This window comes from Paenibacillus sp. J22P277, from assembly GCF_059383675.1.
Genome location: NZ_JBXENS010000010.1, coordinates 61,674 through 87,643, shown reverse-complemented (window position 1 = coordinate 87,643; position 25,970 = coordinate 61,674). Strand labels below are relative to the sequence as shown.

At 58.9% G+C, this 25,970-nt stretch carries 25 protein-coding genes; 12 read left to right on the top strand and 13 right to left on the bottom strand.

Annotation, left to right across the window (positions count from 1 at the left end; all coding sequences use genetic code 11):
* Positions 1-80: 80 nt before the first annotated feature.
* On the top strand, positions 81-1,535 hold the full coding sequence (locus tag AC50YL_RS31400) for a serine hydrolase domain-containing protein (protein WP_494837259.1): 1,455 nt from the start codon (positions 81-83) through the stop codon (positions 1,533-1,535).
* Positions 1,536-1,843: 308 nt separating this feature from the next.
* On the opposite strand, the gene AC50YL_RS31395 is transcribed toward AC50YL_RS31400, so the two are convergent.
* Together AC50YL_RS31395 and AC50YL_RS31390 are read right to left on the bottom strand one after the other, a co-directional pair.
* Entirely contained in the window at positions 1,844-2,803 is a 960-nt protein-coding gene (locus AC50YL_RS31395; protein WP_494837258.1) for a D-2-hydroxyacid dehydrogenase, read from the bottom strand.
* A gap of 241 nt (positions 2,804-3,044) precedes the next feature.
* On the bottom strand, positions 3,045-3,896 hold the full coding sequence (locus tag AC50YL_RS31390; RefSeq protein WP_494837256.1) for a helix-turn-helix transcriptional regulator: 852 nt from the start codon (positions 3,894-3,896) through the stop codon (positions 3,045-3,047).
* Positions 3,897-4,043: 147 nt separating this feature from the next.
* Here AC50YL_RS31390 and AC50YL_RS31385 point away from each other — a divergent pair, with 147 nt between their 5' ends.
* On the top strand, positions 4,044-4,775 hold the full coding sequence (locus AC50YL_RS31385; RefSeq protein WP_494837255.1) for an SDR family oxidoreductase: 732 nt from the start codon (positions 4,044-4,046) through the stop codon (positions 4,773-4,775).
* Between the two features lie 243 nt (positions 4,776-5,018).
* Here AC50YL_RS31385 and AC50YL_RS31380 read toward each other — a convergent pair whose 3' ends face one another.
* Genes AC50YL_RS31380 through AC50YL_RS31365 form a run of 4 tightly spaced genes read right to left on the bottom strand, consistent with a single transcriptional unit; the run spans position 5,019 to position 7,793 of the window.
* Positions 5,019-5,786 carry an ABC transporter permease gene (locus tag AC50YL_RS31380; RefSeq protein ID WP_494837254.1) on the bottom strand — a complete coding sequence of 256 codons (768 nt, stop codon included), beginning with the start codon at positions 5,784-5,786 and terminating at the stop codon, positions 5,019-5,021.
* A complete protein-coding gene (locus AC50YL_RS31375; RefSeq protein WP_494837253.1) occupies positions 5,787-6,548 on the bottom strand; it encodes an ABC transporter ATP-binding protein in 762 nt (253 codons plus the stop codon).
* A gap of 35 nt (positions 6,549-6,583) precedes the next feature.
* Positions 6,584-7,450 carry a pentapeptide repeat-containing protein gene (locus AC50YL_RS31370; protein ID WP_494837251.1) on the bottom strand — a complete coding sequence of 289 codons (867 nt, stop codon included), beginning with the start codon at positions 7,448-7,450 and terminating at the stop codon, positions 6,584-6,586.
* Positions 7,451-7,463: 13 nt separating this feature from the next.
* A complete protein-coding gene (locus AC50YL_RS31365; protein ID WP_494837250.1) occupies positions 7,464-7,793 on the bottom strand; it encodes a PadR family transcriptional regulator in 330 nt (109 codons plus the stop codon).
* Positions 7,794-8,053: 260 nt separating this feature from the next.
* Here AC50YL_RS31365 and AC50YL_RS31360 point away from each other — a divergent pair, with 260 nt between their 5' ends.
* From AC50YL_RS31360 to AC50YL_RS31345, 4 genes are all read left to right on the top strand, one after another.
* Positions 8,054-9,112, top strand: coding sequence for a hypothetical protein (locus tag AC50YL_RS31360; protein WP_494837248.1), 1,059 nt, complete (start codon positions 8,054-8,056; stop codon positions 9,110-9,112).
* Positions 9,113-9,314: 202 nt separating this feature from the next.
* On the top strand, positions 9,315-9,761 hold the full coding sequence (locus AC50YL_RS31355; RefSeq protein WP_494837246.1) for a hypothetical protein: 447 nt from the start codon (positions 9,315-9,317) through the stop codon (positions 9,759-9,761).
* A 1-nt stretch (position 9,762) separates the two neighbouring features.
* The gene (locus AC50YL_RS31350) at positions 9,763-9,984 is read left to right on the top strand and encodes a helix-turn-helix transcriptional regulator (RefSeq protein ID WP_494837245.1); all 222 of its coding nucleotides are present in this window, start codon (positions 9,763-9,765) and stop codon (positions 9,982-9,984) included.
* A gap of 77 nt (positions 9,985-10,061) precedes the next feature.
* A complete protein-coding gene (locus AC50YL_RS31345) occupies positions 10,062-11,024 on the top strand; it encodes an NAD(P)-dependent alcohol dehydrogenase (RefSeq protein WP_494837243.1) in 963 nt (320 codons plus the stop codon).
* 71 nt (positions 11,025-11,095) lie between these two features.
* Here AC50YL_RS31345 and AC50YL_RS31340 read toward each other — a convergent pair whose 3' ends face one another.
* From AC50YL_RS31340 to AC50YL_RS31330, 3 genes are all read right to left on the bottom strand, one after another.
* Positions 11,096-12,121 (bottom strand): ABC transporter substrate-binding protein, encoded by a 1,026-nt coding sequence (locus tag AC50YL_RS31340; protein ID WP_494837242.1) that lies wholly within the window; start codon positions 12,119-12,121, stop codon positions 11,096-11,098.
* Positions 12,122-12,378: 257 nt separating this feature from the next.
* Positions 12,379-13,950, bottom strand: coding sequence for an ABC-F family ATP-binding cassette domain-containing protein (locus AC50YL_RS31335; RefSeq protein WP_494837241.1), 1,572 nt, complete (start codon positions 13,948-13,950; stop codon positions 12,379-12,381).
* A 141-nt stretch (positions 13,951-14,091) separates the two neighbouring features.
* Positions 14,092-15,255 carry a stalk domain-containing protein gene (locus tag AC50YL_RS31330; protein WP_494837239.1) on the bottom strand — a complete coding sequence of 388 codons (1,164 nt, stop codon included), beginning with the start codon at positions 15,253-15,255 and terminating at the stop codon, positions 14,092-14,094.
* 301 nt (positions 15,256-15,556) lie between these two features.
* Between AC50YL_RS31330 and AC50YL_RS31325 the strand changes: the two genes are divergently transcribed.
* Positions 15,557-17,212, top strand: a complete 1,656-nt coding sequence (locus AC50YL_RS31325; RefSeq protein WP_494837238.1) for a sulfatase family protein — start codon at positions 15,557-15,559, stop codon at positions 17,210-17,212.
* Between the two features lie 570 nt (positions 17,213-17,782).
* Here AC50YL_RS31325 and AC50YL_RS31320 read toward each other — a convergent pair.
* Positions 17,783-18,406 carry a hypothetical protein gene (locus AC50YL_RS31320; protein ID WP_494837236.1) on the bottom strand — a complete coding sequence of 208 codons (624 nt, stop codon included), beginning with the start codon at positions 18,404-18,406 and terminating at the stop codon, positions 17,783-17,785.
* A gap of 711 nt (positions 18,407-19,117) precedes the next feature.
* Here AC50YL_RS31320 and AC50YL_RS31315 point away from each other — a divergent pair.
* From AC50YL_RS31315 to AC50YL_RS31300, 4 genes are all read left to right on the top strand, one after another.
* Complete coding sequence (locus AC50YL_RS31315; RefSeq protein ID WP_494837235.1) at positions 19,118-20,494, top strand: hypothetical protein; 1,377 nt, start codon at positions 19,118-19,120, stop codon at positions 20,492-20,494.
* A 158-nt stretch (positions 20,495-20,652) separates the two neighbouring features.
* A complete protein-coding gene (locus AC50YL_RS31310) occupies positions 20,653-20,973 on the top strand; it encodes a hypothetical protein (RefSeq protein WP_161746189.1) in 321 nt (106 codons plus the stop codon).
* A gap of 38 nt (positions 20,974-21,011) precedes the next feature.
* Positions 21,012-21,305 carry a transporter gene (locus AC50YL_RS31305; RefSeq protein WP_161746190.1) on the top strand — a complete coding sequence of 98 codons (294 nt, stop codon included), beginning with the start codon at positions 21,012-21,014 and terminating at the stop codon, positions 21,303-21,305.
* A gap of 143 nt (positions 21,306-21,448) precedes the next feature.
* Complete coding sequence (locus AC50YL_RS31300; protein WP_494837233.1) at positions 21,449-21,646, top strand: hypothetical protein; 198 nt, start codon at positions 21,449-21,451, stop codon at positions 21,644-21,646.
* On the opposite strand, the gene AC50YL_RS31295 is transcribed toward AC50YL_RS31300, so the two are convergent.
* The 3 genes from AC50YL_RS31295 to AC50YL_RS31285 form a co-directional block, all read right to left on the bottom strand.
* Positions 21,612-23,567: a dihydroorotate dehydrogenase gene (locus AC50YL_RS31295; RefSeq protein ID WP_494837232.1), complete on the bottom strand. Its 1,956-nt coding sequence runs from the start codon at positions 23,565-23,567 to the stop codon at positions 21,612-21,614. The two genes, AC50YL_RS31300 and AC50YL_RS31295, sit on opposite strands and share 35 nt — an antisense overlap.
* Before the next feature lie 184 nt (positions 23,568-23,751).
* Positions 23,752-24,030, bottom strand: coding sequence for a hypothetical protein (locus AC50YL_RS31290; RefSeq protein WP_494837231.1), 279 nt, complete (start codon positions 24,028-24,030; stop codon positions 23,752-23,754).
* A gap of 205 nt (positions 24,031-24,235) precedes the next feature.
* Positions 24,236-25,378 carry a copper amine oxidase N-terminal domain-containing protein gene (locus tag AC50YL_RS31285; RefSeq protein WP_494837230.1) on the bottom strand — a complete coding sequence of 381 codons (1,143 nt, stop codon included), beginning with the start codon at positions 25,376-25,378 and terminating at the stop codon, positions 24,236-24,238.
* Between the two features lie 231 nt (positions 25,379-25,609).
* Here AC50YL_RS31285 and AC50YL_RS31280 point away from each other — a divergent pair, with 231 nt between their 5' ends.
* A complete protein-coding gene (locus AC50YL_RS31280) occupies positions 25,610-25,969 on the top strand; it encodes a DUF6864 domain-containing function (protein ID WP_494837228.1) in 360 nt (119 codons plus the stop codon).
* The last annotated feature ends 1 nt before the right edge of the window (position 25,970 follow it).

Below are 25,970 nucleotides of genomic sequence, written 5' to 3'. Positions count from 1 at the left end.
GTTCGCTCATCGGTCGGAATCGCCAGTCATGAAAACGTCTTCATTCATGCTTCATTATGAATCCGGGAGGAAACGAAACCATGGAAAATCAAGCTCGTCTGCCGAGAACGACGCCGGAAGCGCAGGGCATCCCGTCGCAAGCGGTGATCGCGTTCCTGGACGCAATACGGGAGCGAGAGCTGGAGCTGCACAGCTTCATGCTGCTCCGGCGCGGAGAGGTGGCCGCCGAAGGCTGGTGGGCGCCGTACCGGCCCGAATTCCCGCATATGCTGTTTTCCCTCAGCAAAAGCTTCGCGTCGACGGCAATCGGCTTCGCCGCGGCGGAAGGATTGCTGTCGGTAGAGGACCCCGTCATCGGTTTCTTCCCCGATGAAGTCCCCGAGACGGTATCCGCGAATCTCGCCGCGATGCAGGTGCGCCATCTGCTGATGATGGGCACCGGGCATGCCGCGGACGTCACCGGCAGCGTACAGAAGGACGACAACTGGGTCAAAGGCTTCCTGGCGGAACCGGTCGAATACGCACCTGGCACGCATTTCGCTTACAACAGCGCGGCCACCTACATGCTGTCCGCCATCCTTCACCGGATTACCGGCCAATCCCTGCTCGCGTTCCTGGAGCCGCGCCTGTTCGCGCCGCTCGGCCTGTCCGAAGCTACCTGGGAAACCTGTCCGCGCGGCATCGCGACCGGCGGTTGGGGGCTGAACGTGACGACGGAGGACATTGCCAAGTTCGGCCAGCTGTACCTGCAGCGCGGCGAATGGGCCGGGCAGCAGATTCTGCCGCCGGAGTGGGTCGACGAAGCGACCTCCTTCCAGATCGACAACGACGACGGGCGCGCGAACGATTGGACGCAAGGTTACGGCTATCAATTCTGGCGCTGCCGTCACGGCGCGTATCGGGGCGACGGGGCGTTCGGCCAGTTTTGCGTCGTCCTGCCGGAGCAAGAAGCCGTGCTCGCCATCACGTCCGGCGTAGCCGACATGCAGGCCGTGCTGGACGTCGTATGGGCCGAGCTGCTGCCTGCCCTTTCCGCCTCCGAAGCCTTGGAACCGGACGAAACCGCACAAACGGCGCTCGAGGGCCGGCTGGCGTCCCTTCGGATCGAAGCGCCGCAAACGGGGCCCTCTTCGCCGATCGAAGCGCAGCTCGAGGGCCGCGTCTTCCGCATGGAACCGAACGAGCTGCAGCTCGAAACGATCGCCCTTCGCTTCTCGGAGCAGGGCGCCGAGCTCGTGATCGGCAACGAACGCGTCGGCGAACAGACCGCGCAATTGGGCCGCGGCGCGTGGAAAGCGAGCCGGATCCGCATCGAAAGCGTCAAGCAGGGCGCCGAGCAGCGCGTGGAGGGCGGCTTTACGTGGCGGGACGGCGATACGCTGGATATCCGGCTGCTGTTCGCGGAAACGCCGTTCACGTATAAGCTCGCGCTGCGCCCGGACGGTGAAGCGATCGAGCTGCAATTCTCGGCCAATGTCGCTTGGGAAGCCGGCCGGGTGTTGACGATTCGCGGCCAAGCGGCGGCGCTGGCCTGATCGGTCTCAAAGGCTGCCGTCGCGAATGCGGGACGTGACGAGAAAATACGGGACGCGCCGAGAGAACGCGAGCGTGATCAGAACCTGCAAGATGCGACAAAAAAGGACAACCCGGCGGGTTGTCCTTTTCTTCGCGGCATGCGGCGATCATGAATGGCCTGCTTCGGCCTTCCGCTCCGGATGCCGGAACGAACGACTTCGGCACTTCGCGCAGTTCCCGCGCGAGCGGGCGGTGCGTGACGGCTGCCAACCTCATGCCCGGTGCGCAGGTCGACCATGCGATGGACGCAATCCCAGCAGACAAAGAATCAGTAGCTTTTCTTGTAATCGACCAGATTGCGCAGCTTCCCGGGCTCGCCGGCGAGGTAAACGGCCAGGTTCGAGACGAACAGCCGGACTAGCCGCTCCGCGTTGCGAACGGTCATGCCGCCGGCATTATGCGGCGTCAGAATCACGTTCGGCATCGCCCACAGCGGATGATCGGCGGGCAGCGGCTCCTGCTCGAACACGTCGAGTCCCGCGCCCGCAATGACGCCCTCGTCCAGCGCCGCGACCAGATCCTCCGTCCGTACCGTCGCGCCGCGGCCGACGTTGATGAAGAACGCGCTGCGCTTCATGACGGCGAAGCGTTCGGCATGGAACGCATGATGCGTCTCGTTCGTCAGCGGCAAAATATTGACGACGTAATCGGCCTCCCGCAGCGCCTCGTCGAGACGCGACGTATCATAGACGACATCCGCTTCGGGCATCGCGCCGCCCGAACGGCGAACGGCGACGACGCGCATGTCGAACGCGCGCGCGACGCGGGCCACCCCGCGGCCGATCTCGCCGGCGCCGACGATCGCGACGGTGCCGCCGTTCACCTCGGCCAGCGTCGGCGGGCTTTCCCATACGCCCGTCCGTTGGTTGCGGACGGCGGCCGCGATGCCGCGCGAGAGGCCCAGCATCATGGCGACGGCCGTCTCGGATACCGATCGCGCGTGCACGCCGCTCGCGTCGGTCAACAGCACGCCGCGCTCTTCCAGCAGGGCGAGCGGCAGACTGTCGATGCCCGACGACCAGCTCTGCAGCCAGCGCAGCCGAGAGCCCTCGCGCAGCGCCACGTCCCTCACTTTAGCGTCCCAACCGAAAATGATCTCCGCTTCCCGGTAAACCTCGTCCTCCGTGTCATCGGCCCCGCCGAAAACGATCGATACGTCCGGCGCGGCGCGCCGCAAGGCCTCCTGCTGTTCCGCGGTAAAGCCTTTCAAGCAAAGCATGGTTGTCATGGGAGATAGCCTCCTTGTGTGTTGCGGGATTGTCCTTCAGCTCCTTAATTATCGCATAAACCGCGCCGGATGGGGCGACTCGGCTTGGAATATCTCGGCATCTGCAGCCCGCCGGCGATCCGTCACGGGCCCAATCGAATCCCCCCGCGTCTTGCGCAGGACCTCCAAGCCCAGTTAGAAGGACGTTCCCTCTGAAAAAAAGCCGCCCCTCGTCGGGGCGGCCTTAGCAAAAATGATTCTATTATCCGCCGATCCGCGGCTCCATGAGCTGCCTGATCCTTGCCTTCGTCACGCCGTCGTCGCGCGGCATATGGATGGCGATCTGAAGGTCGGCCGCATCGAGCGGCTGAAACGCCACATAATCGAAGGTCATCTCGCCGACCATCGGATGCAGCATGATTTTATGCGCCTGCGAATAGTCCATTACGTCGTGAAGCGCCCAGTAAGCGCAAAATTCCTCGCTCGCCTCGGATAACGCCGCCACCATCTCGCCCCACCAAGGATCGTCGACATGACGGGCGTAATCGGCCCGGAATTGAGCAACGGTCCGGCGGGCGTGCTCCTCCCACTGATCGCCCTTCATGCGGCGGAACTCCGCCGATGCGAACGTAATCCAGAGCAGATTCCGTTCCCGTTCGGAGCGCTGGCCGAGATCGCCGCTCAGCACGTACATCGCGGCATTCCAGGCGACTATCGTCATGCGGACGTCCATGGCGCAGGCCGGGCTCAATCCAAGCTCGTCGAGAAAACGCTGCAGCACCGGGCTCACCTTGCTTTGCGGGGCCGGCTTCTCCGGCGGCGGCTGGCGATGGGCGAGCAGGAACATATGCCTGCGCTCCGCATCGTCCATCTGCAGCGCGACCGCCAAGCTTTCGAGCACTTCCGCGGATACGTGGATCGGGCGTCCCTGCTCGAGGAAGGTGTACCATTCCAGGCTCACGCCGGCCAGCATGGCCACTTCCCCGCGCCGAAGGCCCGGCGTTCGCCGGCGGCCCGCTTCCGGCAGCCCCGCCTGCCGCGGGGTGATGCGCTCCCTCCGGTTGCGGAGGAATCCGGCCAGCTCGCTCGTCCGATTCATGTCCGTTTTGTTCAAAGACGCTCCGTCCTCCTGTCCGTCCGCGCAAGAGAGGGGAGTGGCGATACCAGTATAACCAGCCGCCTTCTTGTCGCTCTTCGTTCGCTATACACTAGCTTATGGGAAGACGGGCAAGAAATCAATTTCCCGAGAAGGAGCATGAATATGAAACTCAAGTCCAACACGATTCTTATTACCGGCGGCGCGAGCGGCATCGGCCTTGCGCTGGCCAAGCGGTTCCTGGCGGCCGGCAACAAAGTCATTATCGGCGGAAGAAGAGCGGACAAGCTGGCCGAGGCCAAAGCGGCCCATCCGGAGCTGTTGACATACGTCGTCGACGTGTCCAAGGAAGCGGAGCGCATCGCGCTGTACGAGCAAGTGACGAGGGAGCACCCGGACGTGAACGTGCTGCTCAATAACGCCGGCGTGATGCGGTTCATCCGGCTGGACGCGCAGGAGCCCTGGAAGGACACCGAGTCCGAGCTCGCGACGAACCTGGCCGCGCCGATTCATTTGTCGACGCTGTTCGCGCGGCATTTGGCGGGAAAAGAACAAGCGGCAATCCTGAACGTCACGTCGGGGCTTGCGCACGTGCCGATCGCCGCGGCACCCGTCTATTGTGCCACGAAGGCGGCGCTGCATTCGTTCACGTTATCGCTGCGCAAGCAATTGGAGCAGCAAGGCGTCGAGGTGCTCGAGATCTGTCCGCCGCATACGAATACCGACCTCGGCGTTCCGGGCGGCAACGCCGCCGGCATCCCGCTCGATCTGTTCGCGGACGAGGTGATGAAGAGCTTGGCCGAGGGCGAGCAAGAGGTAAGCTATGGCTGGTCCAAGCTGACCTCGCAAGCTTCGCGGGCAGAGCGCGACGAGATGTTCAAGCAAGTGAACGCGTAATCGCGCGTCCCGGCGCGAACGATTGTCGGATCTCATGAATCGTACCCGTTCATTTCAAGAAACCCGTATCCCTGTTCCCTAGCGCATGATACTGAAGATACCATCAAAAAGCAGCATCAAACCTCTGATCGGAAATGCCGATCAATTGATTTGATGCTGCTTTTTTTGCGTCCTTATTAAGGAATCGGCATCCGCTGCGATGAAAGTATCCCTAAGTGCGGTAATCAACGTCGGCGTTCCTTGTCACTCGCTCTTTTTATATACCCGCATGGCCATTAAATAGGCTGCGAACAAAATTCCGACGCACCACGCAAGGGCGATCCATATCTCATTGCCCACGGACTGGCCGGACAACAAGGCGCGGATGGCTTCGACGATGGACGTCACCGGCTGGTTTTCGGCAAAGACGCGAACGACCTTCGGCATGGAGTCGGTCGGCACGAACGCCGAGCTGATAAACGGCAGGAAGATGATCGGGTAAGAGAAGGCGCTTGCGCCATCCACCGATTTGGCGGACAATCCCGCAATGGCGGCAACCCAGGTCAAAGCCAACGTGAACAGCATGAGTATGCCGGCTACCGCCAGCCATTCCAGTATCCCGGCCGAGGAACGAAAGCCCATGATCAACGCGACGAGAATGATGACGACAACCGAGATGGCGTTGGATACGAGCGAGGTCAGCGCATGCCCCCACAATAAAGCGGAACGTGAAATCGGCATGGAGTGAAACCGTTCGAATATGCCTCGCTGCTTATCCATGAACAGGCGGTAAGCCGTGTAGGATATGCCGCTGGCAATGGCGATCAGCAGGATGCCGGGCAACAGGTAGTTCACATAGTTATCCGTACCGGTTTCAATGGCGCCGCCGAATACATAGACGAACAGCAGCATCATCGCGATCGGGGTGACGCAGACCGTGACGATGGTGTCCATGCTGCGGAAAATATGGCGCATGGAACGTCCAAGCATAACGCTCAAATCGTTGAAAAAGTGATTCTTTGTCGTCTCCATTTACTTTTCCTCCCTTTTGCCGATGACCGCGAGAAATATTTCCTCCAACGTCGGCTGTTTTTCGACATACTCCGCCTTTGCGGACGGGAACGATTTTTTCAGCTCCGCGAGCGTGCCGCTGGCGATAATCCTGCCCTCGTGCAGAATGGCAATCCGGTCGGCGAGCTGTTCCGCCTCCTCCAAATACTGCGTGGTGAGGAATACCGTCGTCCCGCTGCCCGCAAGCTCCTTCACGATCTTCCAAACCTCGATGCGCGCCTCGGGGTCGAGGCCCGTGGTCGGCTCGTCGAGGAAGATGATCTGCGGTTTACCGACTAGGCTCAAGGCAATGTCGAGCCTCCGGCGCATACCGCCCGAATAAGTAGCCGCCTTACGGTCGGCGGCTTCCGTCAAGCCGAAGCGTTTCAGCAAATCATCCGCGACCTGGCGCGGATTTTTGAGGTAGCGCAGCTTGGCGATCAGGATCAGATTTTCCCGTCCGGTCAAAATTTCGTCCACGGCTGCGAATTGCCCGGTCAGACTGATCGCCGCCCGCACGCTGTCGGGTTTCGACGCTACGTCGCATCCGTTTACGGCGGCGGTCCCGCCGTCTGGTTTCAGCAGCGTCGTAAGAATTTTGACAACCGTTGTCTTGCCCGCCCCGTTGGAGCCCAGCAAGGCAAAAATACTGCCCTTTTCCACCTCGAAATCGACGCCCTTTAGCACTTGATGCTGCTTGTAGGACTTTTGCAGTCCAGTGACTTGAATCGAATGAATCGGCATCCCTTATCCCTCCTAATGGTTTTGCAAGCCTATCCTTATCGAACCGTAACGTTGGACAACTCGGCCCCCATGCCTTTAAGGGCGGCATAGGTCAGTTTATCCATGACCGCGCCGTCAAAGCAGATGGTTTTGATGCCGCGGTAATACTTATTGGTCAAGGAGAAAAACGCCTGGAAAGACACATTCTTGAGCGTAGCGCCCCTAAACGAAACTTCGTTTACCGCCGACTTGTCGAATTTGACGCCGATCAAGGTTTGCCCGTCAAAACGCAGCCCGCTCAAGTCGGAACTTTCGAAGGCCACGCCGTCAAAGATACAGCCTTCAAAGCTTGTTTTGGTAAGGTCGGTCTTGGTCAGCCTGACGTCGGTCAGTTTTACGCCTCGGAAATTGGCTCCGTCGAGCCCCGAAACGCCGATGTCGGTGCGTACAAGGATCGATTCATTGAAGCTCGCGTTCGAAAGGTCATTGGCGGATAGGCTGCAATCGGTCAGATTCGCGCCGTCGAAATTGGCTTCGCGCAGGTCGCTGCTTTTGAAGGAGCTTCCGGTCAAGTCCGCGCCCGCAAAGTCGGAACCGCGCAACGCACTGGCATTGAATTGTCCTTTATGCGCAACCACGCCCGCAAAGTCGCTCTTCGCCAGATTGCTCGCGCTCAGGTTCGTCACCACCTGACGCTCCAGGGAGCGCGAGAGGTTGGCAACCTCCATTACCGTTTGCTCAATGTCTCCGATGCTGTCGATGGTCATCTCAAAAGCGGTTTCATCATCCTTGCCTTCGGCTTTAAGCTCGCGGTACTTCTCCTGTAAATCGGCGAGCAGGTCGGCTTTTAATTCGGCGACGCTTTTTACCCCGTCGTAGGGCGTAAATACGCCGTTCAAATAGTGGGTCAATTTCGGATTCATAACATCCAGCTCCTTATAATAGGTTTTCTAGCACGCGTTTGGAGTACTCCCAGTTGCTTTTGTTGCGGGTGTAAGCATCCTTGCCCTTTTCGGTAATTCTGAAATACTTGCGCCTGCCGCCCTGCGATTCATCGCCCCAGTACCATTCGATATCGCCGTCCGTCTCAAGCCGCCGGACGCTGGAGTACATCGTGGCTTCCTTTAATTCGTATTCGCCGTCCGAGCGCTCGGCGATCAGCTTGACGATCTCGTATCCGTAGCGGTCCGCTTCGGACAAGAGCCGTAAAATCATCGTATCGCTATGTCCGCGCAGCAGGTCGGATGTGATTTTGTTCTCGCTCATCTCGTCGCCTCCATAGTTGAATAATACGACACACTACTTTGTCTGTCAAGGTAGTTTTATAAATAAAATACTTTGCCTAGAAATTCCGCGAACGAGGCATTTTTTTCGAGCTAAAAACGATATAATAGTTACCGGTTGGTCGGACAAGACGCACTCGCCTCGCATCCGCAATACGATGAGGAGGCCGTTTTTTTCGTTTATTCCATCATCCGCTCGAGCGAATGTCGCCGGGCGCGATGATAACCGGGAGGTCATGGAGCATGAGAATCGGGGACGCGCGCGCCGCGGCGGCGGATTGGGTCATGCGGCACGCAAGCTTGGAGGCCGGGTTCAAGGGGGCTTATTACAGCGGTTCGACCGTGGGAAAGCCGGATGACGCGGAGCTGCCCGCTTCTTCCGACGTCGATGTCGTCGTCGTGCTCGACGGGCCGGAGCCCCCGCTCAAGCTCGGGAAGTTCGTCTACCGCGGGACGCTGATCGAGATCACGTACCTCTCCTGGGATCAGATCGGCTCGGCGGGGGAAGTACTCGCTTCCTATCATCTGGCAGGCAGCTTCCGCGCGGATACGATCATCGCGGATCCCACGGGACAGCTCCGCGGCGTGCAAACGCAGGTCGCCCGCGGCTTCGCGGACGAGGAATGGGTGCGCCGCCGCTGCGAGAACGCCAGGCAGCGGATCGAGAACGGGCTTCAGGGCTTCGATGCTTCCGCGCCCTGGCACGATCAGGTCACGTCCTGGCTGTTCCCGGCCGGCGTGACCACGCATGTGCTCCTCGTCGCGGCGCTGCGCAATCCCACCGTGCGGCTCCGTTACCTCGCCGCGCGCGAGGTGCTGGCGGAGTACGGCCGCAGCGGCTTGTATCCGGAATTGCTGGCGCTGCTCGGCTGCGCGAGCTGGACGCCGGAGCGCACCGCCCGGCACGTGGGCGGACTCGCCCGTACCTTCGATGCCGCCGCTGCCGCGGCCAAAACGCCGTTCTTCTTCAGCTCGGACATCACCGCCGAGGCACGGCCGATCGCGATCGACGGGAGCCTCGCGCTCATCCGGGCCGGCGATCACCGCGAAGCCGTCTTCTGGATCGTGGCGACCTTCGCCCGCTGCCACAAGATTCTCGCCGCGGACGCCCCGGATCAGGAGACCGCGCTCGCGCCGGCGTTTACCGCGGTCTTGGCCGACCTCGGCATCGCCGACACGGGGGATCTCGTGCGGCGCGCCGCAGCCGTCGCCCGGTTCCTGCCCCGGCTGCGGGACGCCGCCGAAGCGATCCTGCTGGCCAATCCTGAGATCTCGCGGCAGCCGCCCTTTGATCAAGGGTGATCGCCATCTTAAAACGCCTAGCCTACATAAATTGAACGCCAATCGAAAGGACCGGGTAACGCTTCGCCTCGGAAGCATTCCGCCGGTCCTTTCGCATTTCCGCGTTTTTAGATGTAAAATTTACTTTACATCGTGTATACTTTGTATTACATTGTGTATAGCATATTTGACTCATGAGTCGTCATAACAGGAGGAACCCGCGATGTCCTATCAAGAAAAGAAGCATCTCGTTACCGGAATCGGCAGTCTATTGTTATTTGCGGTCTATTGTTCGTTCGTGCTGCAGCGGCATGATGCGGAGAGCTTCGATTCCATCGCGTCCTTCCGCTTCTGGGCAGCCGCCATTCTCATCCTGATCCCGCTGTCGATCGCGGCGAAGATCATCCTGACGATCCTGTTCAACATCGTCTACCGCATGACGGATCGGGAGAAGGAGCCCTCCTTCTCCGACGAGCGCGACAAGCTGATCGGGCTGAAAGCCACGCGGAACTCCCATTTCGCGTTCGTGCTCGGTTTTCTCCTGTCGCTCGGTTCGTTGATTCTGAATGCGGAGCCCTCGGTAATGTTCGTCATGCTGATGTTCGCCGGAGTCGCGTCGGAGCTCGTCGGCGCGTTCACGCAGCTCTATCTGTACCGGAAAGGATTCTAAGATGGTCAAACTCCCGGTTCACAACCACATCCGAAAATTGCGCTTCGACCGCGATGAAATGACGCAGCAGCAGCTGGCCGAGAAAGTAGGCGTGACCCGCCAAACCATCGTCGCCATCGAGAAAGGCAATTACTCGCCTTCCTTGGAACTGGCGTTTCGCATCGCGCTCGTCTTCGGCACGCCGCTCGAAGAGGTATTTTATATCGAGCTACCCGAAGCATGAGGCTTCTGCTTGCCGTTCCCTGTTCCATGCGCGCTTGTCCACTGGCATAGCCCATAACGTTCGAGGAGGAAGCTTATATGAAAGCCGTGATTTGCGCAACGTACGGCACGCCTGACGTGCTGCGGTTCGCCGAGGTCCCCGCCCCCGTTCCCGGAGACGGCCAAATACGGGTGCGCGTCCGCGCCGCGGTCGTCACGCCGTCGGACTGCTCCTTTCGCAAGGCCGATCCGTTCATCGTCCGGTTCGTGTACGGACTCGCGAGACCCAAGAATCCGATCCTGGGGGTCGAGCTGGCCGGGGACGTCGAATCCGTCGGCAGGAACGTGACCGCCTTCAAGCCCGGCGATCGGGTATTCGGCGTCAGTCCCCGCACCTTCGGCGCGCATGCCGAGTTCAACTGCCTGGCCGAAGACAGCCCGCTCGCGCTCATGCCGGCCAATCTGACGTACGAGGAAGCCGCGGGCCTCTGCGACGGCGCGCCGACGGCATTGACCTTCCTGCGGGATATCGCGGCGATCCGGCCCGGACAGAAGCTGTTGATCAACGGCGCCTCCGGGGCGGTCGGCGCTTACGCGGTGCAGCTCGCCAAGCATTACGGCGCGCACGTGACCGGGGTATGCAGCACGGCGAATCTGGCGCTGGCGCGATCGCTTGGCGCCGACGAGGTCATCGACTACACCCGGACGGACTTTACCGCAGGCGGGCAGACCTACGACGCGATCTTCGACGCGGTAGGCAAAAGCTCGTTCCCGCGCTGCGCAGTCGCGCTGACGCCGCAGGGCGTCTATCTCTCCACGAGCCTCAAGCCGGCGATGATGATCCATACGCTGCGAACGGCCAAGCACGAAGGCAAGAAGGCCCGCTTCGTCGCCGCGGGCTTGCGGCAAACCCGGGCAAACTTCGACTTTCTCCGCGAGCTTGCCGAAGCCGGCCGCATCCGACCGGTCATCGATCGGCGCTATCCGCTCGAACAAGCGGCCGAGGCGCACCGGTACGTCGAGACGGGACGCAAGAAGGGGAACGTGGTTCTAACGTTGTAAAGCAGGCGGTTCGAGTCACGCAGACCGGTCAAAAAACCGGGGAGCCCCGCTCGTAAAGGGCTCCCCGGTTCTTATTGCGGCGCCATCGCCTTGCCGAGCTCGTCGAGCAGCCGCTCCCGCGTGACCGGGTCGTCGTAATTCCAGCGGCTGTTCATGACGTACACATGACCGTTCTTCACGGCCGGCAGCGTCGACCAGATGCGGCTCGCCAGCAATGCCTTCGTCGCCTTCGTCGTTTCCTCCGTCTCGTCCGTCAAGATATAGAGCTCGTCGCCGACATAATCCGGCATCGCCTCCTGCGAGATCAAGCTGAACCGTTCGTCCTTATCGATCAGCTTCTGCACGTTAGCCGCAGGCTGCAAGCCCAGCATATCGTACAGGGAAACGGACAATCCCTGATGCCCCATCACGTATAGATCCTTGCCCAGCTGCAGAAGCACGGTTGCCGACTTTTCCGGTTGGACCTTATCCTTGAGCGCTTCTTTCACTTGCTCCGCCTTCGCCTCGTAGCTCGCCTTGTACGCGGCGGCTTCCGTCTGCTTGCCGAGCAAATCCGCGAAGCGGTCCATGCGCTCAAAGGTGCCGTTGCCGCCCATCACGACGGTCGACGCGATCTTGGCCAGCGGATCGAGCGCCTTCTCGTCCCAGTCGCTGAACAGGATGAGATCCGGCTCGAGCGCGAGCACCTTCTCGATATTGGCCGGATAGCCGATATCCTCGATCCCTTCCAGAAGGTCGGGATAGGCGACCTGGGTTCCGATGACGCTGAGCGATGCGCCGATCGGCTTCACCCCAAGCGCCAGCAGGTCCCCGGGGTCGCTGCCGACGTAAACGATCTTCTGCGGTCTGGTCGGCACCTCGACGCTCCGCCCCTTATCGTCCGTATACGTCCGGGTCGCCGCTTGCCCCGCTTGCGCTTCTTGCACAGCCGATGCATCCTGCTCCGCCGCGGCGTTCGTGCCTTCATCGGCGGACGGAACCGACGACGTCCCGCCCGTGCCGGCGCCGTTTTCCCCGTTCTTGGCCCCGCAGCCCGACAAGACGACGAACGCCGTCAGGATTAACGCAATTACATTCGCAAACCTTGCACCTTTCAAAAGAATATCCCCTCTCGCAATTTAAATGATAATGATAATCAATATCAATATAATCATAGAGGCGACCGCTGTCAAGCGCGTCCATCTACTGGTTCGGCTGCCGCTACTCCCGGAATTCCCCGATTTTGGCCGTAAAAAAAGGCCAACCAGCAAAAACTGGTTGACCCCATAACACGGAAGGCCGCGATGCCGTTAGCACCGCGGCTCTCTATTAACCGCTCGCATGCAACCGATTGTCCGAATACCAGTCGCTAAGCCTACAAATTCTGCTCGCTGACGCCTTTCTCCGGGTCGAAGCTCAGCATCTTCGTGCCGATCTTGTCGATAAAGAACCGGTCATGGCTGACCGTTACGACCGCGCCGGGGAAATGGATCAGCGCCTGCTCCATGACCTGGATGCTCATCAGATCCAGATGGTTAGTCGGCTCGTCCAAGACGATGACCGCGGCGCCGGAAAGCAGGCATTTCGCCAGCGCGACCCGCGCCTTCTGCCCGCCGGAGAGGTTGCCGATGAACTTGCTCAGGTCATTCTCCGAGAATTGCAGCATCGCGAGGAACTTGTTCACCTTCTTGCGCGGCGCGTCCAATCCCAGCCCGTACGTATTGACCGCATGGCTCACGGTATCCTTCGGATCGAGCTCCTCCCACATCCGGTTGAAATACGCGTAGCCGACGCCTTTCTCCCAAAACACCTCGCCGGATTCCGGCTTCTCTTGCCCGGTCAACGCCTTGATGAGCGTCGACTTCCCGCTTCCGTTCGGTCCGACGATGACCAGACGGTCCTCCTTCTGGATATCGAAGCTGACGTTGTCGAAGATCCGGCGCCCGTCGTAGGTTTGCCCGATGCCCTTCACCTCGCACAGCTTGTCCGGGAACCGCAGCCGCTCGTAAATGTCGGTGATCAGCACGTTGACGGGATGCGGCTCGATCCGCTTCTTGTTGTCCGCGAGCTTGCGGGAGAGGCGGTCCTTGGCGGATTTGCGGCTCGCGCGGGTGTCGATGGCCTCCGCCTCCATGACGAGCAGTTCTTCCTCCCACTCGAATTGGCGGTCGAGCTCCTTCTTGCGCATCTTCTTCTTGCGGACGTAATCGGTGTAGTTCCCCTCGTACGCCTGAAAATGGTAATTCTCGATCTCGATCGTCTGCGTCACGACTTTATCGATGAACTCGCGGTCATGGGACACCAGCAGCATGGCGCCCTTGAAGCGGAACAGCCACTGCTCGAGCCACGCGATGCCCTCGATATCGAGGTAATTCGTCGGCTCGTCGAGCAGGACGACGTCGGGCTGCTGGATCAGCATCTTGGCAAGCGCGGCGCGGTTGCGCCAGCCGCCGGACAACTCGTCGACGGGCTGGTTGCGCGAGCGGTCGTTAAAGCCCAGCTTCGTCAGCACCGTGTTGATCTCGACGGAGACGTTCCAGCCGTCCAGATGCTCCATTTGCTCGAACAATTCCGCCTGCCGCGCGAGCAGCCGTTCCATCTCGCCGTCGTCCGTGACCAGGCCCATCTTCTCCCCGACGTCCTGCAGCTCCCGCTCGATCAGCGCCACCTGCTCGAAGCACAGCTCCAGCTCCTGCTGGACGGACAGGCTCCCGTGCAATTCCGAGAATTGCGAGAAATACCCGATCTTGACTTCGGGATCGACCTCCACCTTCCCGGACGTCGGTTCTTCTTGACCCAGGATCAGCTTGAACACCGTCGACTTGCCGGCGCCGTTCCTGCCGATCAGGGCGATGCGCTCCCCTTGGCTCAAGCGAAAATAAATATCGCGGAAGATCAGCGAATCTTCGTATTTCTTCGTGACGTTCTCCAACCGAATTACGCTCATGGTTCTCTCCTTCTCGCTTTTGCGGCACTTGCAGTCTTGTTCGATTATACCACTACGGGAGGCCGTGCCGTGCGCAGGCCGACAATAAAAACGGGACGTCGGCCCGATATTCGCCGTTGTCCCGTATGCGCAACCGATCGCCTACTTCTCGATCTTGCCCGTATCCACCGCTTCGAAATCGCTGCCCTTGATCTTGCCGAGCGCATGCAAATCGTCGTCGTCCCAGCGCGGATCCGGCGCGCCGCTGAGGTAGAGGTCACTGCCGTTGTCGGCGACGATCATGCCGTACTGCTTGAGCGCGCGCAGAATCGCTTGATTCGTCTTGGAATAGCCGGCGATATCGAAGTCCTGCCGCAGCCGCAGCCGCAGCCCCATCGGCGGCAGGTTAGGGTCCGTGCTGCCCGACGCATAATGGCTCGCGGGCGCGATGAAGCCCTTCTGCGTCTTGCTTACGGTGAACCGCAAGGCGTGGTCGATCTCGCCCGCGGCCGCTTCGTCGTAGCGGACGAGCCCGGGGAAGATCGGCAGGCCCGCGGCATCCGCCGAGGTCCAGCCCTTCGGCCGCTGCGCGTTGGACTGCAGGTCCCACTTGGCGCCGCCGGAGGCCGTCCAGCCCTTGCCCGACGGGCGCGCGTTGAAGAGCTCGTACAGCACCAGGTTGTCCTTGTCGACCACGATGACGTGCCGGTCGCCGTCGCCGCTCGGACCGCCCTCGATGGGCGCGTTCGGGGGAATCGGATACGGACCCGGATCGCTCTCGTCGCCGTAGTCCGTGAACGTCACGTTCACTTTCGCCTGGTCGCCGCCGACGACCGTATACGGAATGCCGATCGGCGCGCCGTCCCATACCGTGCCGAAGTCGGCGTGCATGCCGACGCCGGCGCCGATGGAGGCGATATACGGCTTGGAATTCGCGTTCACCGGATACTTGGAGATATCCGTATTCCACGCGTTGTCCTTCGGAAACGCTTGCAGTCCCGCCGGGTTCGACGGCTGGTTCGCCGGCGGTTTGGCCGGGGGCTTCGCCGGCTTGCTGCCGATATAGACGGAGTTCGTCGCGTTCACCCATTCCACCGGCTTGCCGAGCGACTCCCCGATGAAACGGAGCGGCACGTAAGTCGTGTTTTTATAGACAAAACCTTGCGCATCCTTCGACGGCTGCTTGTTCACCCCGTCGAAATAATACTGAATGCTGCGAAAATCGACGGTAATCGAGCCGGTCGCCGCATAGCTGAGCCCGGAGAAAAACACCGCTCCGCACGCGAAACCGATCGTTGCCGCCTGCCAGCTTTTCCGCTTTCCCATGTTGTTCACTCCTCGTGCAGGTTATGGACCTCATTGTAGCGGCGCTGGAACCGGTCAGCCATAGGGCGCGGAGCCCTTTTTGGATGAGAATTTTCTTATGGTTGATGCGTCGCGGTTGAAAGCGGCACGACAATCCGGTTGTCGAGGCACAGCGCCGGTTGAAATGGCATCATGCCCAGGCGAGTTTTCCGTGCCCGCCGGAAGCCGCCGTTCCCGAAGGCGGTTCTGTTATCCGGCGGCCGGTTATTCTTCCGGATTGCCGCATAATCTTAGGTAGGACTCTTTCCCAGGGGGCGATCAGGTGAACCGTGCCAAGCCGAACTTCCTCGTGCTTCTCGTCGACGAGGAGCGTTATCCGCCCGTTTACGAATCGGCCGCGCTCCGGCAGTGGCGCTCGCGCCATCTGGTCGGGCAGCGATTGCTGCGGGAACACGCGCTGGAATTCCACCGGCATTATATCGGAAGCGCCGCTTGCTGCCCGAGCCGCGCCACCATGTTCACGGGCCATTACCCGTCGTTGCACGGCGTCACGCAGACGACGGGCTTGGCCAAGGAAGCTTTCGATTCCGATATGTTCTGGCTGGACGCGAATACGGTTCCGACGATGGGCGATTATTTTCGCGCGGCCGGCTACCGGACGTACTACAAAGGAAAATGGCATATCTCGGACGAGGACGTCATCATTCCCGGCACCCATGACAGCCTGGCCAGCTACAACCCCGTCACCGGCGCGCCCGATCGGGAAAAGGCGCAGCTGTACGCGCGCGCGGGACGGCTCGAGCGCTTCGGCTTCTCCGACTGGATCGGCCCCGAGCCGCACGGGCGCAATCCCCGGAATTCCGGTTCCTCCGCGGCGATCGGCCTCAGCGGACGGGACGAGGTCTACGGCGCCGAGGCCGCGCAGTTGATCGAAGCGCTCGACGGCGAACGCAAGGCCGGCCGCCATGCCGAGCCCTGGCTCGTCGTCGCTTCCTTCGTCAACCCGCACGATATCGTGCTGTACGGCGATCATACCGCACGGCTGAAGCATGCGTTCCGCTTCGAGGCGGAGCCCTCGATCCCCGATATCCCCCCGCCGCCGACGATCGACGAGTCCCTCCTGACGAAGCCGCGCTGCCAAGCGAGCTACCCGCTGGCGCTCCAGCCGATCAGCGACGGCGGGTTCTACCGCAGGCTCTATTATCAGCTCCAGCAAAATGCCGACCGTCAGCTAACGGCCGTATTCGAAGCGCTGACTCGCTCGTCCATGTACGAGGATACGATCGTGATCTTCACGTCCGATCACGGAGACCTGCTCGGCGCGCACGGGAATCTGCATCAGAAATGGTACTGCGCCTACGAGGAGGCGCTCCATGTGCCGTTCCTGATTCATAATCCGCGCATGTTCCCGCAGCACCGGGACGTCCATGCGCCCACCAGTCATCTCGACCTGCTGCCGACGATGCTCGGGCTGGCAGGCGTGGACATCGAATCCGCGCGGCAAAGGCTGCAGCCCTGCTTCAGCGATGCCAGGCCGCTCGTCGGGCGCAACCTGGCGCCGTCCATCGAAGGCGCGCAACCGTCCTCGCTTCCGGACGCGCCGGTTTATTTCATGACCGAGGACAATCCGACGCAGGGCCAGCATCAGGTGAATCCGTTCGGCCGTCCTTATCAGTCCGTCGTCCAGCCGAACGGCCTCGAGACCGTAATCGCGCCGATCGTCCTGCAAGGACGGAAGCAGCTCTGGAAGTTCTCGCGCTACTATGACAGTACACCGCATGCCGCCTCGGGCGGAACGGCCCCGGTCCAAGACGAGTTCGAGCTGTACAACATGACCGAGGACCCGCTGGAGACGCGAAACCTCGCGCATGCGGGGCTCGCGACCCCGCATAGCCGCAGCGTCCAGTCGCGGATGATGCAGTTGCTGGCGGATGAGCGGAAGCGGAAGCAGCTGACGCCCGCGAGGCGCGTAACTTGATTTTTTCGGCGTTCCTCAAATAGCCTCTGCGGGGAGATTCCGCCTGCTACGGTCGTGTCTGGTTTTCGCTATTGTCGGCTGACTATAAAGTCTTAGACTGAAATCGTTGATTTAACGCGGTATTTTGGATTAGACTACACTTCACTATAACGAAAGGCAGTCTGAAGACTTGGTAAATAAAGTCTTAGACCGCCTCTTGTTATTGAGCTATTATACCTGTTAATGCAATAATCAGCACCTGTCACTTCAGATTAGCCTCATATAATTTTCTATAACATTATGTTCTATATGTTATTTAAAAAGTACCACTTGCTTATATTACGTTTTCCGATGTTCTTGTTGCCTCAAATATGCCAACCCTGCGATCAATGTAAGAATCACTATCAAATACCAGTAGTTATGGTTTATACCCAATCTATTGAGAATTATGTCAGCTGCTGCTAAACCAATGCTTTGAACAGTTATTACAATGAGAACAGTTTTTTTCAATTGATTATACCATCCGAATCGTGGATTTTGATGCACATTATTCAACAGTTGGCTTAGTGAAACTTTTTGTTTTCCACTCCATTATTTTAAGACAAAATGGCCTCCTACATAATTGTCATTTTGTAAATATTTTTGCATAAGTTCATTGGAAATCATCAGGGCTTGTTCCCGAGTAGTAGCTGGCCCTGCAAACATTAAGCCGTCGCTCCCATTCCATTCACCGCCATTTGAACCATCCTCGGCTTCAACTTCTCTCATTTTCAGAAACGTAACCGAGCTGAAATCGGCATTCGCGAATAAAACGCCATAGGTGTAGACTCTTGGCAAAGCAACCCCGGAATATGATATTTCAGAGTAGACGTATATTATCGATCCATATCCGTTCTTATCGAAACGAATAGTTGTCTTCTGACTCTCTTTCGGGACAGGAATCGTCTCGTGCGCGAATGTAATCGTTCCCGTAAATTTTCGTAAACCATTCAAGCTTTGAGACCAATTACCTTTAATTCTGACTGTTTCCGGTTGAACGTTGTTTCCGTTGTCAGGCCCTAGTTCGTAATTAACTCCTTGTATCGACACATCGATCGAACGGCTATACATAGTAAAAGCTATATAAACGAGAGCTATGATGAATGTCGGGATCAACAACAAAATAATAATATTTTTTATCTGTTTCAGAATTGTTCTAGATGCAATAAAATTCACGCCTCCCAAGTACTAGCTGATACTTTACCTTCTTTTTCTACGCAATCGTTAGCCGGACAGATCGCCGATCCTGCGGCGTATTTGGTCCGCTTTTCGGACGTAATGACTTGTAATGAGCATTAATGAACGATGCGTGATTATCTTGGTCAATAATAATTGTATTTTTCAACTGTAATTCCAACTGTTTACTGCAATTCGATTTATCAAAAGCCACCTTCACAAGTATTATTAAGATTAATTCCACACATTATTATTGCAATCCTGCCCGTAGCGCAACTAAGGGCCACCAAAGTGGCAGCCCTCAAAATGTTGAACACGTAAATCATTTTACAACGGATAACTGCCAGTTAATTCAGCGCCGTCGGTGAGCGTCTATTACTTTATTGTCACTGAACAGCTATTGTCCGCTGACTGTTTAGGTCCCGTTGCAAACCACAAGTATCCGCAAGCAACAGCAAACGCCAGTAAAACGACGCTTAACAAAGCGTGCCCCAGGACTATGCAGGACAACAAGAAAAAAGCCAAAAGCATGGCCACGATCGTTCCGAATAAACAGATGGAGCATTCTCTGATTATACGATCCATGCCCCCAATAATCGCATTATTAATTTATCGCAAATCTATCATTGACACTGAATGCCCAATGATAGTATATTCCTACTAATTCACTATGTTTTATACACATTAACTGTTATAGGGGGCTTCTCATTGATGACCGTTTTATCTGCCAAACGCAACACGTTTCTCCTGACTGCCGCGCTGTCCGCGGCCTTGCTCGTCGCCGGCCAATCCGCGGCGTACGCTTCCCCGGCCGAAGCAACCGCCGCGCCGACCGCGGCCAAGGAGATCAGCTCCGCGGAATACGCGGCTTTCTTGAAGGACAAATTCGACGTGGCGCTCTCCGGCAGCGTGACCCGGGGCGAGTTCTTCGCCGATCTGGTCCGCTCGACGCAGCTGGCGCCGACCGACGAAGCGGTAACCTTTAAGGACTTGAACGCTTCAAGCCCTTACTACAACGCCGCCAAAGCGCTCTTCCAAAACGGCGTGATCGCCTCGGACACCGTGAACGCCGCGAAGCCGCTCGGCGCCGCGAACGCCGTGCAGGCCGCGATCCGCGCAGCCGGACTGAAGGAATTGGCCTACTCGTATCCGCGGGCCAAAGCGGAACAAGCCGTCGCCAAGCTGCCGGTCAAAGCCTCCGCGCTGGACCTGAAAACCGTTCAGGAGCTTGCCGCCGCCGTCGACACCGGACTGCTGCCGGCCGATTATTACAATCAGCTGCAGCCCAACGCCGCCGTCACCGCCGACCTGGCGAACCTGCTGATCGGCAAGACGCTCGTCTTCAAAGGCCAATTCAAGCATTACCTCGGCTATGTCGGCGATGCCGATATTTATACGAAGCTGACGGACGCATACAACGAATCCGCCATCATCAAATCCGACGAGCTCCAAAAGATCGTCGATACCGCCCTCGAGAAAGGGCTGGTCACGGGCTATAACCTGAAGGACAGCCATTTCGAGCCGAATTTCGTCGAATCCCTGTCGCTCGTCTACGGCCACTCCGACCTCAATCACGCCCTGCAGCTGATCGGCCTGCTGCGAAGCGAAGGCCTCGACGCCAAAGTCCAGTTCGAGCCGAAAACCTCCGCTTTCGTCTACCTGAAGGAATGGGGAGAGCCCGGCGTATCGGAGCAATACGAGGTGAAGCAGATCGCCAACGGCAACTACATCGAATACGCGAAGGAATACGACATCGCCTTCGAATTCGCGACGGCCGACGACAAAGCGAGCTTCAACGGCGTCGTGAACGCCTACGCCAAGAAGAACGAGGAGAACCAGCAGGGCTTGCTTGCCGGCTCGTGGTGGCAGCCGCTCTACTATTCCCTGACGCCGCTCGCGGATTACAAGGAAATCACGAACAACAAGATCGCGATCGGCCGCTATTACGCGCAGTCCTTCTCCCTGAAGGAACAGTCCCAGGCGGTCATCGACGGGTTCAAGCAAGTGGATCCTTCGGTCAAGGTCGAGAGCTACGATTTCTGGACGGATGTGCCGTTCTTCAATTATTTGAACGGCGAACCGCTGTAAAGTTCTACGCATCGCGCAGGTCTATATCATGCATCGACAAGGGGTTGTCCGTTATGGGCAGCCTCTTGTTGTCGTTCGCGGCCGCTCGCGCCGTCCAGTCACGCCCAACTGGGCTGGTGCATAGGATACTCCATGTTCAATATGGAGGTCATTCAACCATGAGCTCGAAAACCAATGTACAACATGAAACGACGCCCATCTATACGTGCGATTCCAAGGTGCATCATACGTTAAAGACCGTCCACGACCACCTGCATCAATTATGCTGCGGGCATACCCACCGGCTGGTCAAGGTGGAGACCATGGACGGCGACGTATTCGAAGGGCATATCGTCCACTGCGACAAGAGCATTCTCTACATCCGGTTGTCGAACGAAGGCTGCAACCGCGCGTTTTTCCCCGGCCCCGTGAGCCCGTATTACAATAACTTCGTGCTTCCGCTCGTCCTGTTTAATCTGCTTGCCATCTCGCTGCTCTAAAGCAAGCACGGCAGCCAATTCATGAAGGAGTGATCAGCATGGCTTTTATGCCTCCCGTCGGACCGCAAGGCACGCAGCCGCCTCCGTCTTCGCCTCCGCCGCAATCGGTTCCGCCAAAACCTTTATCCGCATCGACGCTTGCCATCGATCCGGGAGCCATCTCCCGCTGCTTGTTTCGCAATACGTACATTTGGCCGCGCAGCGGCCAGGGCTTCTGGTTTTATCCGATCTTCGTCGGCCGCACGTCCATCTCGGGCTTCCGCTGGAACGGTTTCTTCTGGATGTTCTCCGGCTTCGATCTGCAGCGGATCGATGCCTTTACGTGCGTATGACGCACTGATTCTTCGCAAGACCGCAGCCGGAGGACCCCCATCCAGGGGGGACTCCGGTTTTTGCCGTTCGGTTGACATCGGACAAGAAGGAGGAAAATAGACTCTTCAAGTAGGGTTCGCGAGAAAGACGGGGGGCTTAAAATATGGGGAACAAGCAGGAGTTCGTGGTCGTGGTCGTTCCGTTTTCCGAAATCAAAAAATTCGTCGTGATCGATATCGTGGGCGGAACGGTGCTGTATTACATGCTGCTGCTCCCGCTTCACTCGGTAATCGCCGCCATGACCGGCAGCATGGTCGGTCCGCTGCTCATCCGCCGGACTTTGAAGAAACGGCCCCGTTGATCTCGCTTCGCATGAGATACGGATAGAGCAGCGCAAGCCCTGCTATATATAGCGCAAACACGAAATAAGCGGGCAGCAGATGAACGAAATCGGTATAGCCGATCATGAAGTGCACGCTTAAACCGGCGACGAAGCCGGGCGCACCGCCCCAGAGGAGCGTCCACCACATCCATTTGGCGCCCTGCTGCAGCCCCCATAACGCGAAAATCAGTATCATGACGGCGTCCGAGAACAGGGCGCCGCCGAATCCGGCACGGTCATGGGCGATCAGCGGAATGAGCCGCGGGTTCGCGAGATCCAGGCTTTCCCGCGCCATGCCCAGGTAGCGGATATCCTCGGGCACGAAGACGTTCGTGACGCCTACGGAAGCGATCACGATGCCGCCGACGCACAGCGCGGCGCCGACAACGACGAAGCACAGCTGTCCCCAAAGCGCCCGCCGCCAGGCCAAGCTGTTGCGCAGGTTGACCGGGTCCCGGTTGAGACGGTCGGGATTGCGCCGCATGGCGAGCAGAAACATCGGTAAAAGCACGATGGCCGCCGCGGCATGCACGGGATCGAAGAACCCGTAGCCGAGGTAGAGGAAAAAGCTCGGAAACCCGGCCGCGCCCGAAGCCAGCAAGGCGACCCGCGCCCAGTGCAAGCCGTATCGAAGGCCGTGCTTCGCCAATTGGTAGTACAGAATGCCGATCGACAGCATCGTGCCGGCCAGCGTGATCCGGTCATGCGACATGAAATGCAGCAGATGCGGGTCGATCGCGTTTACTTCATCCCATGTCATACCGAGAAAGGCTTCGTCGTAGGGAAGTAGCACCGAGGTCGACGCGATGAACCAAGCGATGATGCCCCCGATGATCATGCCGATTCCGAGCAGGCACATCCAGCCCCAATTTCGCCAGAAGGATTGGCCGGCCGGAGGCTCCACCTGCACCAGCTTGCGGTGAATGATGGCTTCGTTGACCCGCTTCGGCAGTCCCGGACCGGAGTAGACGAACCCGCTGTGCAGGAGTACATAGTCGGCGCCCGCTTCGATCTGATCCAGCGCATCCGCAGGCTCGTGAACGCCCGCGGATGCGAATAGGAGGGGCGTTCCTACGGCTTGCGCTCGGATGGCGCTTAGCTTCGCGATGGAGGCTGCTTTCCCGGTACGGCCTACTGTCGCGCCTGCCGGACCGTTGGTGTAATCGCCAATGAAGAAGCCGCTCCACGTCTCCGGATCGGCTGCGCCGACCAGCGCGGCTAACTGCGTCTCCGGGAGCTCCAGGGGGATGTACAGCAGTATCGCCTTCTCGCGGGCCGGCTGTTCCCGGATACAGGGGGCGAGCTCGCGGAGGATCCGTTCGTTCTCATCCCGGCTTCTTCCTTGCGCTGCCGCTTCTATGATAAGGGCCGACACCCGGCTCTCGTTCATGAATCGGTCCAAGAGCGAGCGCAGCTCGTCGATCGCCTGTTCCGGGCCAGCATCCGGCATCGGGGCAATGCGCGCGAGCTGCGGCAGCCGGTGACCGGGGTTGCGTATGCGGCGAAGGGCCGCTTCCGCGCCGACGTTCTCGTACGCGCTGGGATAGACGATCGTCTCCTCGCGCCGATCCATCCGAATCGGCGACGCGTCCGCGATCGGGTCCGGCGTAATCGGACCCACTTCCACGAAGCCGAAGCCGAGCTGGGCGATCGCGCGCGCGGCGATGCCTTCGGGATCCACCGCGCCCGACAGGCCGACCGGCGTCGGCAGCGTCGTTCCGGACAGGCGGCTCGCGAGGATAGGAGCCGGCTCCATATGGCCCAGTGTTTTGATTAACAAGGTGCCGCCAGGCAGCAGGCTTACGTTTCGCATCGCGCGAAGCGTCAAGCCCCGAGCCCGTCTGGCAGGCAAGCGGAACAAGCCCGGGCGAAAAATCGTTTGATAGGACCAGTCAGGCATGCCGGACTTCACCGCCTTTGCATCTGCATTACCCAAATAGTACCAGCGACGTATGCTCTTCGTCGACAAGTTTTAAGGGGAATTCGGTCTATTCCTGCAAGGCTATCTATGGAAAGGACCCCTAAACGCCAAATCAGAACCGGGCGGCTGCCCGGTTCTGATTCGGCTTGCATCTTACTTGCGATTACAGATAGCGGATCGCCGTGCCGTACACGTTCACGGCCCCGGCCGCAAAACCGGGCGTGATCATCATGCCGATGACCGCGTCGCACTCCGGAACCGCCCCGCCCGCGCGGCCGAGCTGCTGCAGGACGTTTAGGGGCGAATTATTGCTTACTTTGCCTGCATAAACCACGCATAGCACTTCATAGGCCTGAGGCAGCGAGTGCACGGTAAACACCGGGACAACCCGTTCCGACGCGGCCGCCGGCTCTTTCGACGGCGTATTTTTGTTGCCGAACATGGACGAATCCCCCCGATTGTGTCGTAGTGGAATCAATCATAGCAGACTGACGCGCGTCGCGGTAGTTGGGCCGTCGATCCTCCATAAAAGCTAAACCCGCAGGTGACTTTTCTTGATCAATAAGAGCCGGCAAGCGCCTCAAACGAGGGGCTTGCCGGCTCTTCGACGATTCGGAACGAGAAAGCAACGGAATCGGTCAGGCCGACTATTCGGTCACGACCTCCGTATCGGGAGTCAACGTCGTATAGTACTGCGGCGCCTCCATCTGACCGGTCGCCGTGAGGTACTCCTCCACGAGCTGATCCGCATCGATCGATGACGAAGCGAGCCAATCGGCATATAAATTGCCGAATCTCGCATACAGCCAGTCGGACGTATACGCATTGCTGAAGCTGAAGATGTCATAGATCTCGCCGACGGTGTTGACATGCTTCCTGCCGGCCTCGTCGGTCCAGGTCACCTTCTGATTCAAGTTGACCGTGCGGATATCTTCGGTCTGGACCGAGAGATAGCGGCCGTCGTATTTAAAATAGATGCGGATCGACTTCTCGTACGGATGTCCCTTCAGGATCTTCCACCCGGCCATGTCTCCGGTCGCGGCAACCTCGTACATGCCGGTCGTATTGGCCGGCTTCGGCTTCTCGGCATTGACGATCAGCCTCGCGGCGCCCAGCGAGAGAATCATCCGATAATTCGCGGCATCCCATTGCAGCCCGGCTCCCAACGCTTTCACGAGAACGTCGGCCGTGAACAACGTCTGCCCCTTGTCCACGATCGGGGCGCCTTTCATGACGAAGGCTTTGCCGTCTATTTTCGCCTTTGCGGTTCCTCTCGCGATGGCGATTTTCGTCTTTCCGATTTGAATGCCGTAATTTTTCGTCGGAGCATCGTAGCTTACCGTTCCGCCCAAAGCGTAAATGACCGGCGTCAGCGGCAGGTACGTCACGCCCTTGATCACCTTTGCCCCTGCCACGGGCTCGGCTGCGCTGGCGCTGATCTTCACGGACCGCGTTTTACCGCCGGCTTCGACGTTAATCGTGGCTTCTCCTACGGCCGTCGCTTTAATATCGTCGTTATCCAGAAATTTAAGCATATACGGCTTGTCGATCCAGATGCGGGCGCTATCGAGATCGGAGGATACGGTGCCGTCGGCATATTGGATCCAGATCGAAAAATCGCTGGTCTGCCCGACGTTAAGCTTGACCTTGGATACTTTAACGGAGAGATCCGTTACCGTTGCCGTGCCGGAGTCTTCCCCTTCTTCGGCAAACGCCGCTGCCTGCATCGTGAAGATGGACAAACACAACAGGAGGAGCAGCGCTGATAATTTAGTCCTAGAAACGTTCAAGATTCATCCCTCTTCCAAAATAAATAATGATTTACAAGGGAATTATATCCTATTAAATCTCGCTATATGTATATTTTTCATGCGCGGCTCGACAGTATTCGAGCTGTTCGCTCGCAGCCGTCAGCCCAAACCCGCTCCAGCCCCAACCCGCCACGTCCGGTTATTGACATGAACCCCTCCCCGTGCTCGTACACTATAGAAGGAAGCTCGTTCGACGACGGAGGGATGACGATGAAAATTACGTCCGGCGGATTCGAAGCGGTGTATTACGGCCGCGTGTTCGCCTATGGGATGAACCCCATCGAGATCGTATTGTCGGAAGAAAACGACCCGCTCACCTTCGTATTCTGCATCGAGCGCGATCCCGAGCGGGACGAATTCACGACGGACATCCGGCTTGTCCGCTACAACGAGGTCAGGATCGCGTGCGTCAACTTTCCGCGCGGGAAGCCGACCGGCAACCAGGACATGATCCACCTCGGCGTCCTGCACAACCGCAAGCTCTCCCTGCGCTACGAGGTGACGATCAATTCCGACGCGACGTCTTGGGCGCTGACGTTCACCTTCTTCTCGGGCGAGGGGGTCGCGTAGC

Bases quoted from the DNA above. Each gene is read 5' to 3' on its own strand.
- AC50YL_RS31355 (WP_494837246.1), top strand. From the start codon at position 9,315: ATGTCCTATCAAGAAAAGAAGCATCTCGTTACCGGAATCGGCAGTCTA.
- AC50YL_RS31350 (WP_494837245.1), top strand. From the start codon at position 9,763: ATGGTCAAACTCCCGGTTCACAACCACATCCGAAAATTGCGCTTCGAC.
- AC50YL_RS31305 (WP_161746190.1), top strand. From the start codon at position 21,012: ATGGCTTTTATGCCTCCCGTCGGACCGCAAGGCACGCAGCCGCCTCCG.
- AC50YL_RS31370 (WP_494837251.1), bottom strand. From the start codon at position 7,450: ATGAATCCGAAATTGACCCACTATTTGAACGGCGTATTTACGCCCTAC.
- AC50YL_RS31380 (WP_494837254.1), bottom strand. From the start codon at position 5,786: ATGGAGACGACAAAGAATCACTTTTTCAACGATTTGAGCGTTATGCTT.
- AC50YL_RS31310 (WP_161746189.1), top strand. From the start codon at position 20,653: ATGAGCTCGAAAACCAATGTACAACATGAAACGACGCCCATCTATACG.
- AC50YL_RS31375 (WP_494837253.1), bottom strand. From the start codon at position 6,548: ATGCCGATTCATTCGATTCAAGTCACTGGACTGCAAAAGTCCTACAAG.
- AC50YL_RS31330 (WP_494837239.1), bottom strand. From the start codon at position 15,255: ATGGGAAAGCGGAAAAGCTGGCAGGCGGCAACGATCGGTTTCGCGTGC.
- AC50YL_RS31300 (WP_494837233.1), top strand. From the start codon at position 21,449: ATGGGGAACAAGCAGGAGTTCGTGGTCGTGGTCGTTCCGTTTTCCGAA.
- AC50YL_RS31290 (WP_494837231.1), bottom strand. From the start codon at position 24,030: ATGTTCGGCAACAAAAATACGCCGTCGAAAGAGCCGGCGGCCGCGTCG.
- AC50YL_RS31295 (WP_494837232.1), bottom strand. From the start codon at position 23,567: ATGCCTGACTGGTCCTATCAAACGATTTTTCGCCCGGGCTTGTTCCGC.
- AC50YL_RS31385 (WP_494837255.1), top strand. From the start codon at position 4,044: ATGAAACTCAAGTCCAACACGATTCTTATTACCGGCGGCGCGAGCGGC.
- AC50YL_RS31315 (WP_494837235.1), top strand. From the start codon at position 19,118: ATGACCGTTTTATCTGCCAAACGCAACACGTTTCTCCTGACTGCCGCG.
- AC50YL_RS31280 (WP_494837228.1), top strand. From the start codon at position 25,610: ATGAAAATTACGTCCGGCGGATTCGAAGCGGTGTATTACGGCCGCGTG.
- AC50YL_RS31360 (WP_494837248.1), top strand. From the start codon at position 8,054: ATGAGAATCGGGGACGCGCGCGCCGCGGCGGCGGATTGGGTCATGCGG.
- AC50YL_RS31400 (WP_494837259.1), top strand. From the start codon at position 81: ATGGAAAATCAAGCTCGTCTGCCGAGAACGACGCCGGAAGCGCAGGGC.
- AC50YL_RS31365 (WP_494837250.1), bottom strand. From the start codon at position 7,793: ATGAGCGAGAACAAAATCACATCCGACCTGCTGCGCGGACATAGCGAT.
- AC50YL_RS31395 (WP_494837258.1), bottom strand. From the start codon at position 2,803: ATGACAACCATGCTTTGCTTGAAAGGCTTTACCGCGGAACAGCAGGAG.
- AC50YL_RS31345 (WP_494837243.1), top strand. From the start codon at position 10,062: ATGAAAGCCGTGATTTGCGCAACGTACGGCACGCCTGACGTGCTGCGG.
- AC50YL_RS31335 (WP_494837241.1), bottom strand. From the start codon at position 13,950: ATGAGCGTAATTCGGTTGGAGAACGTCACGAAGAAATACGAAGATTCG.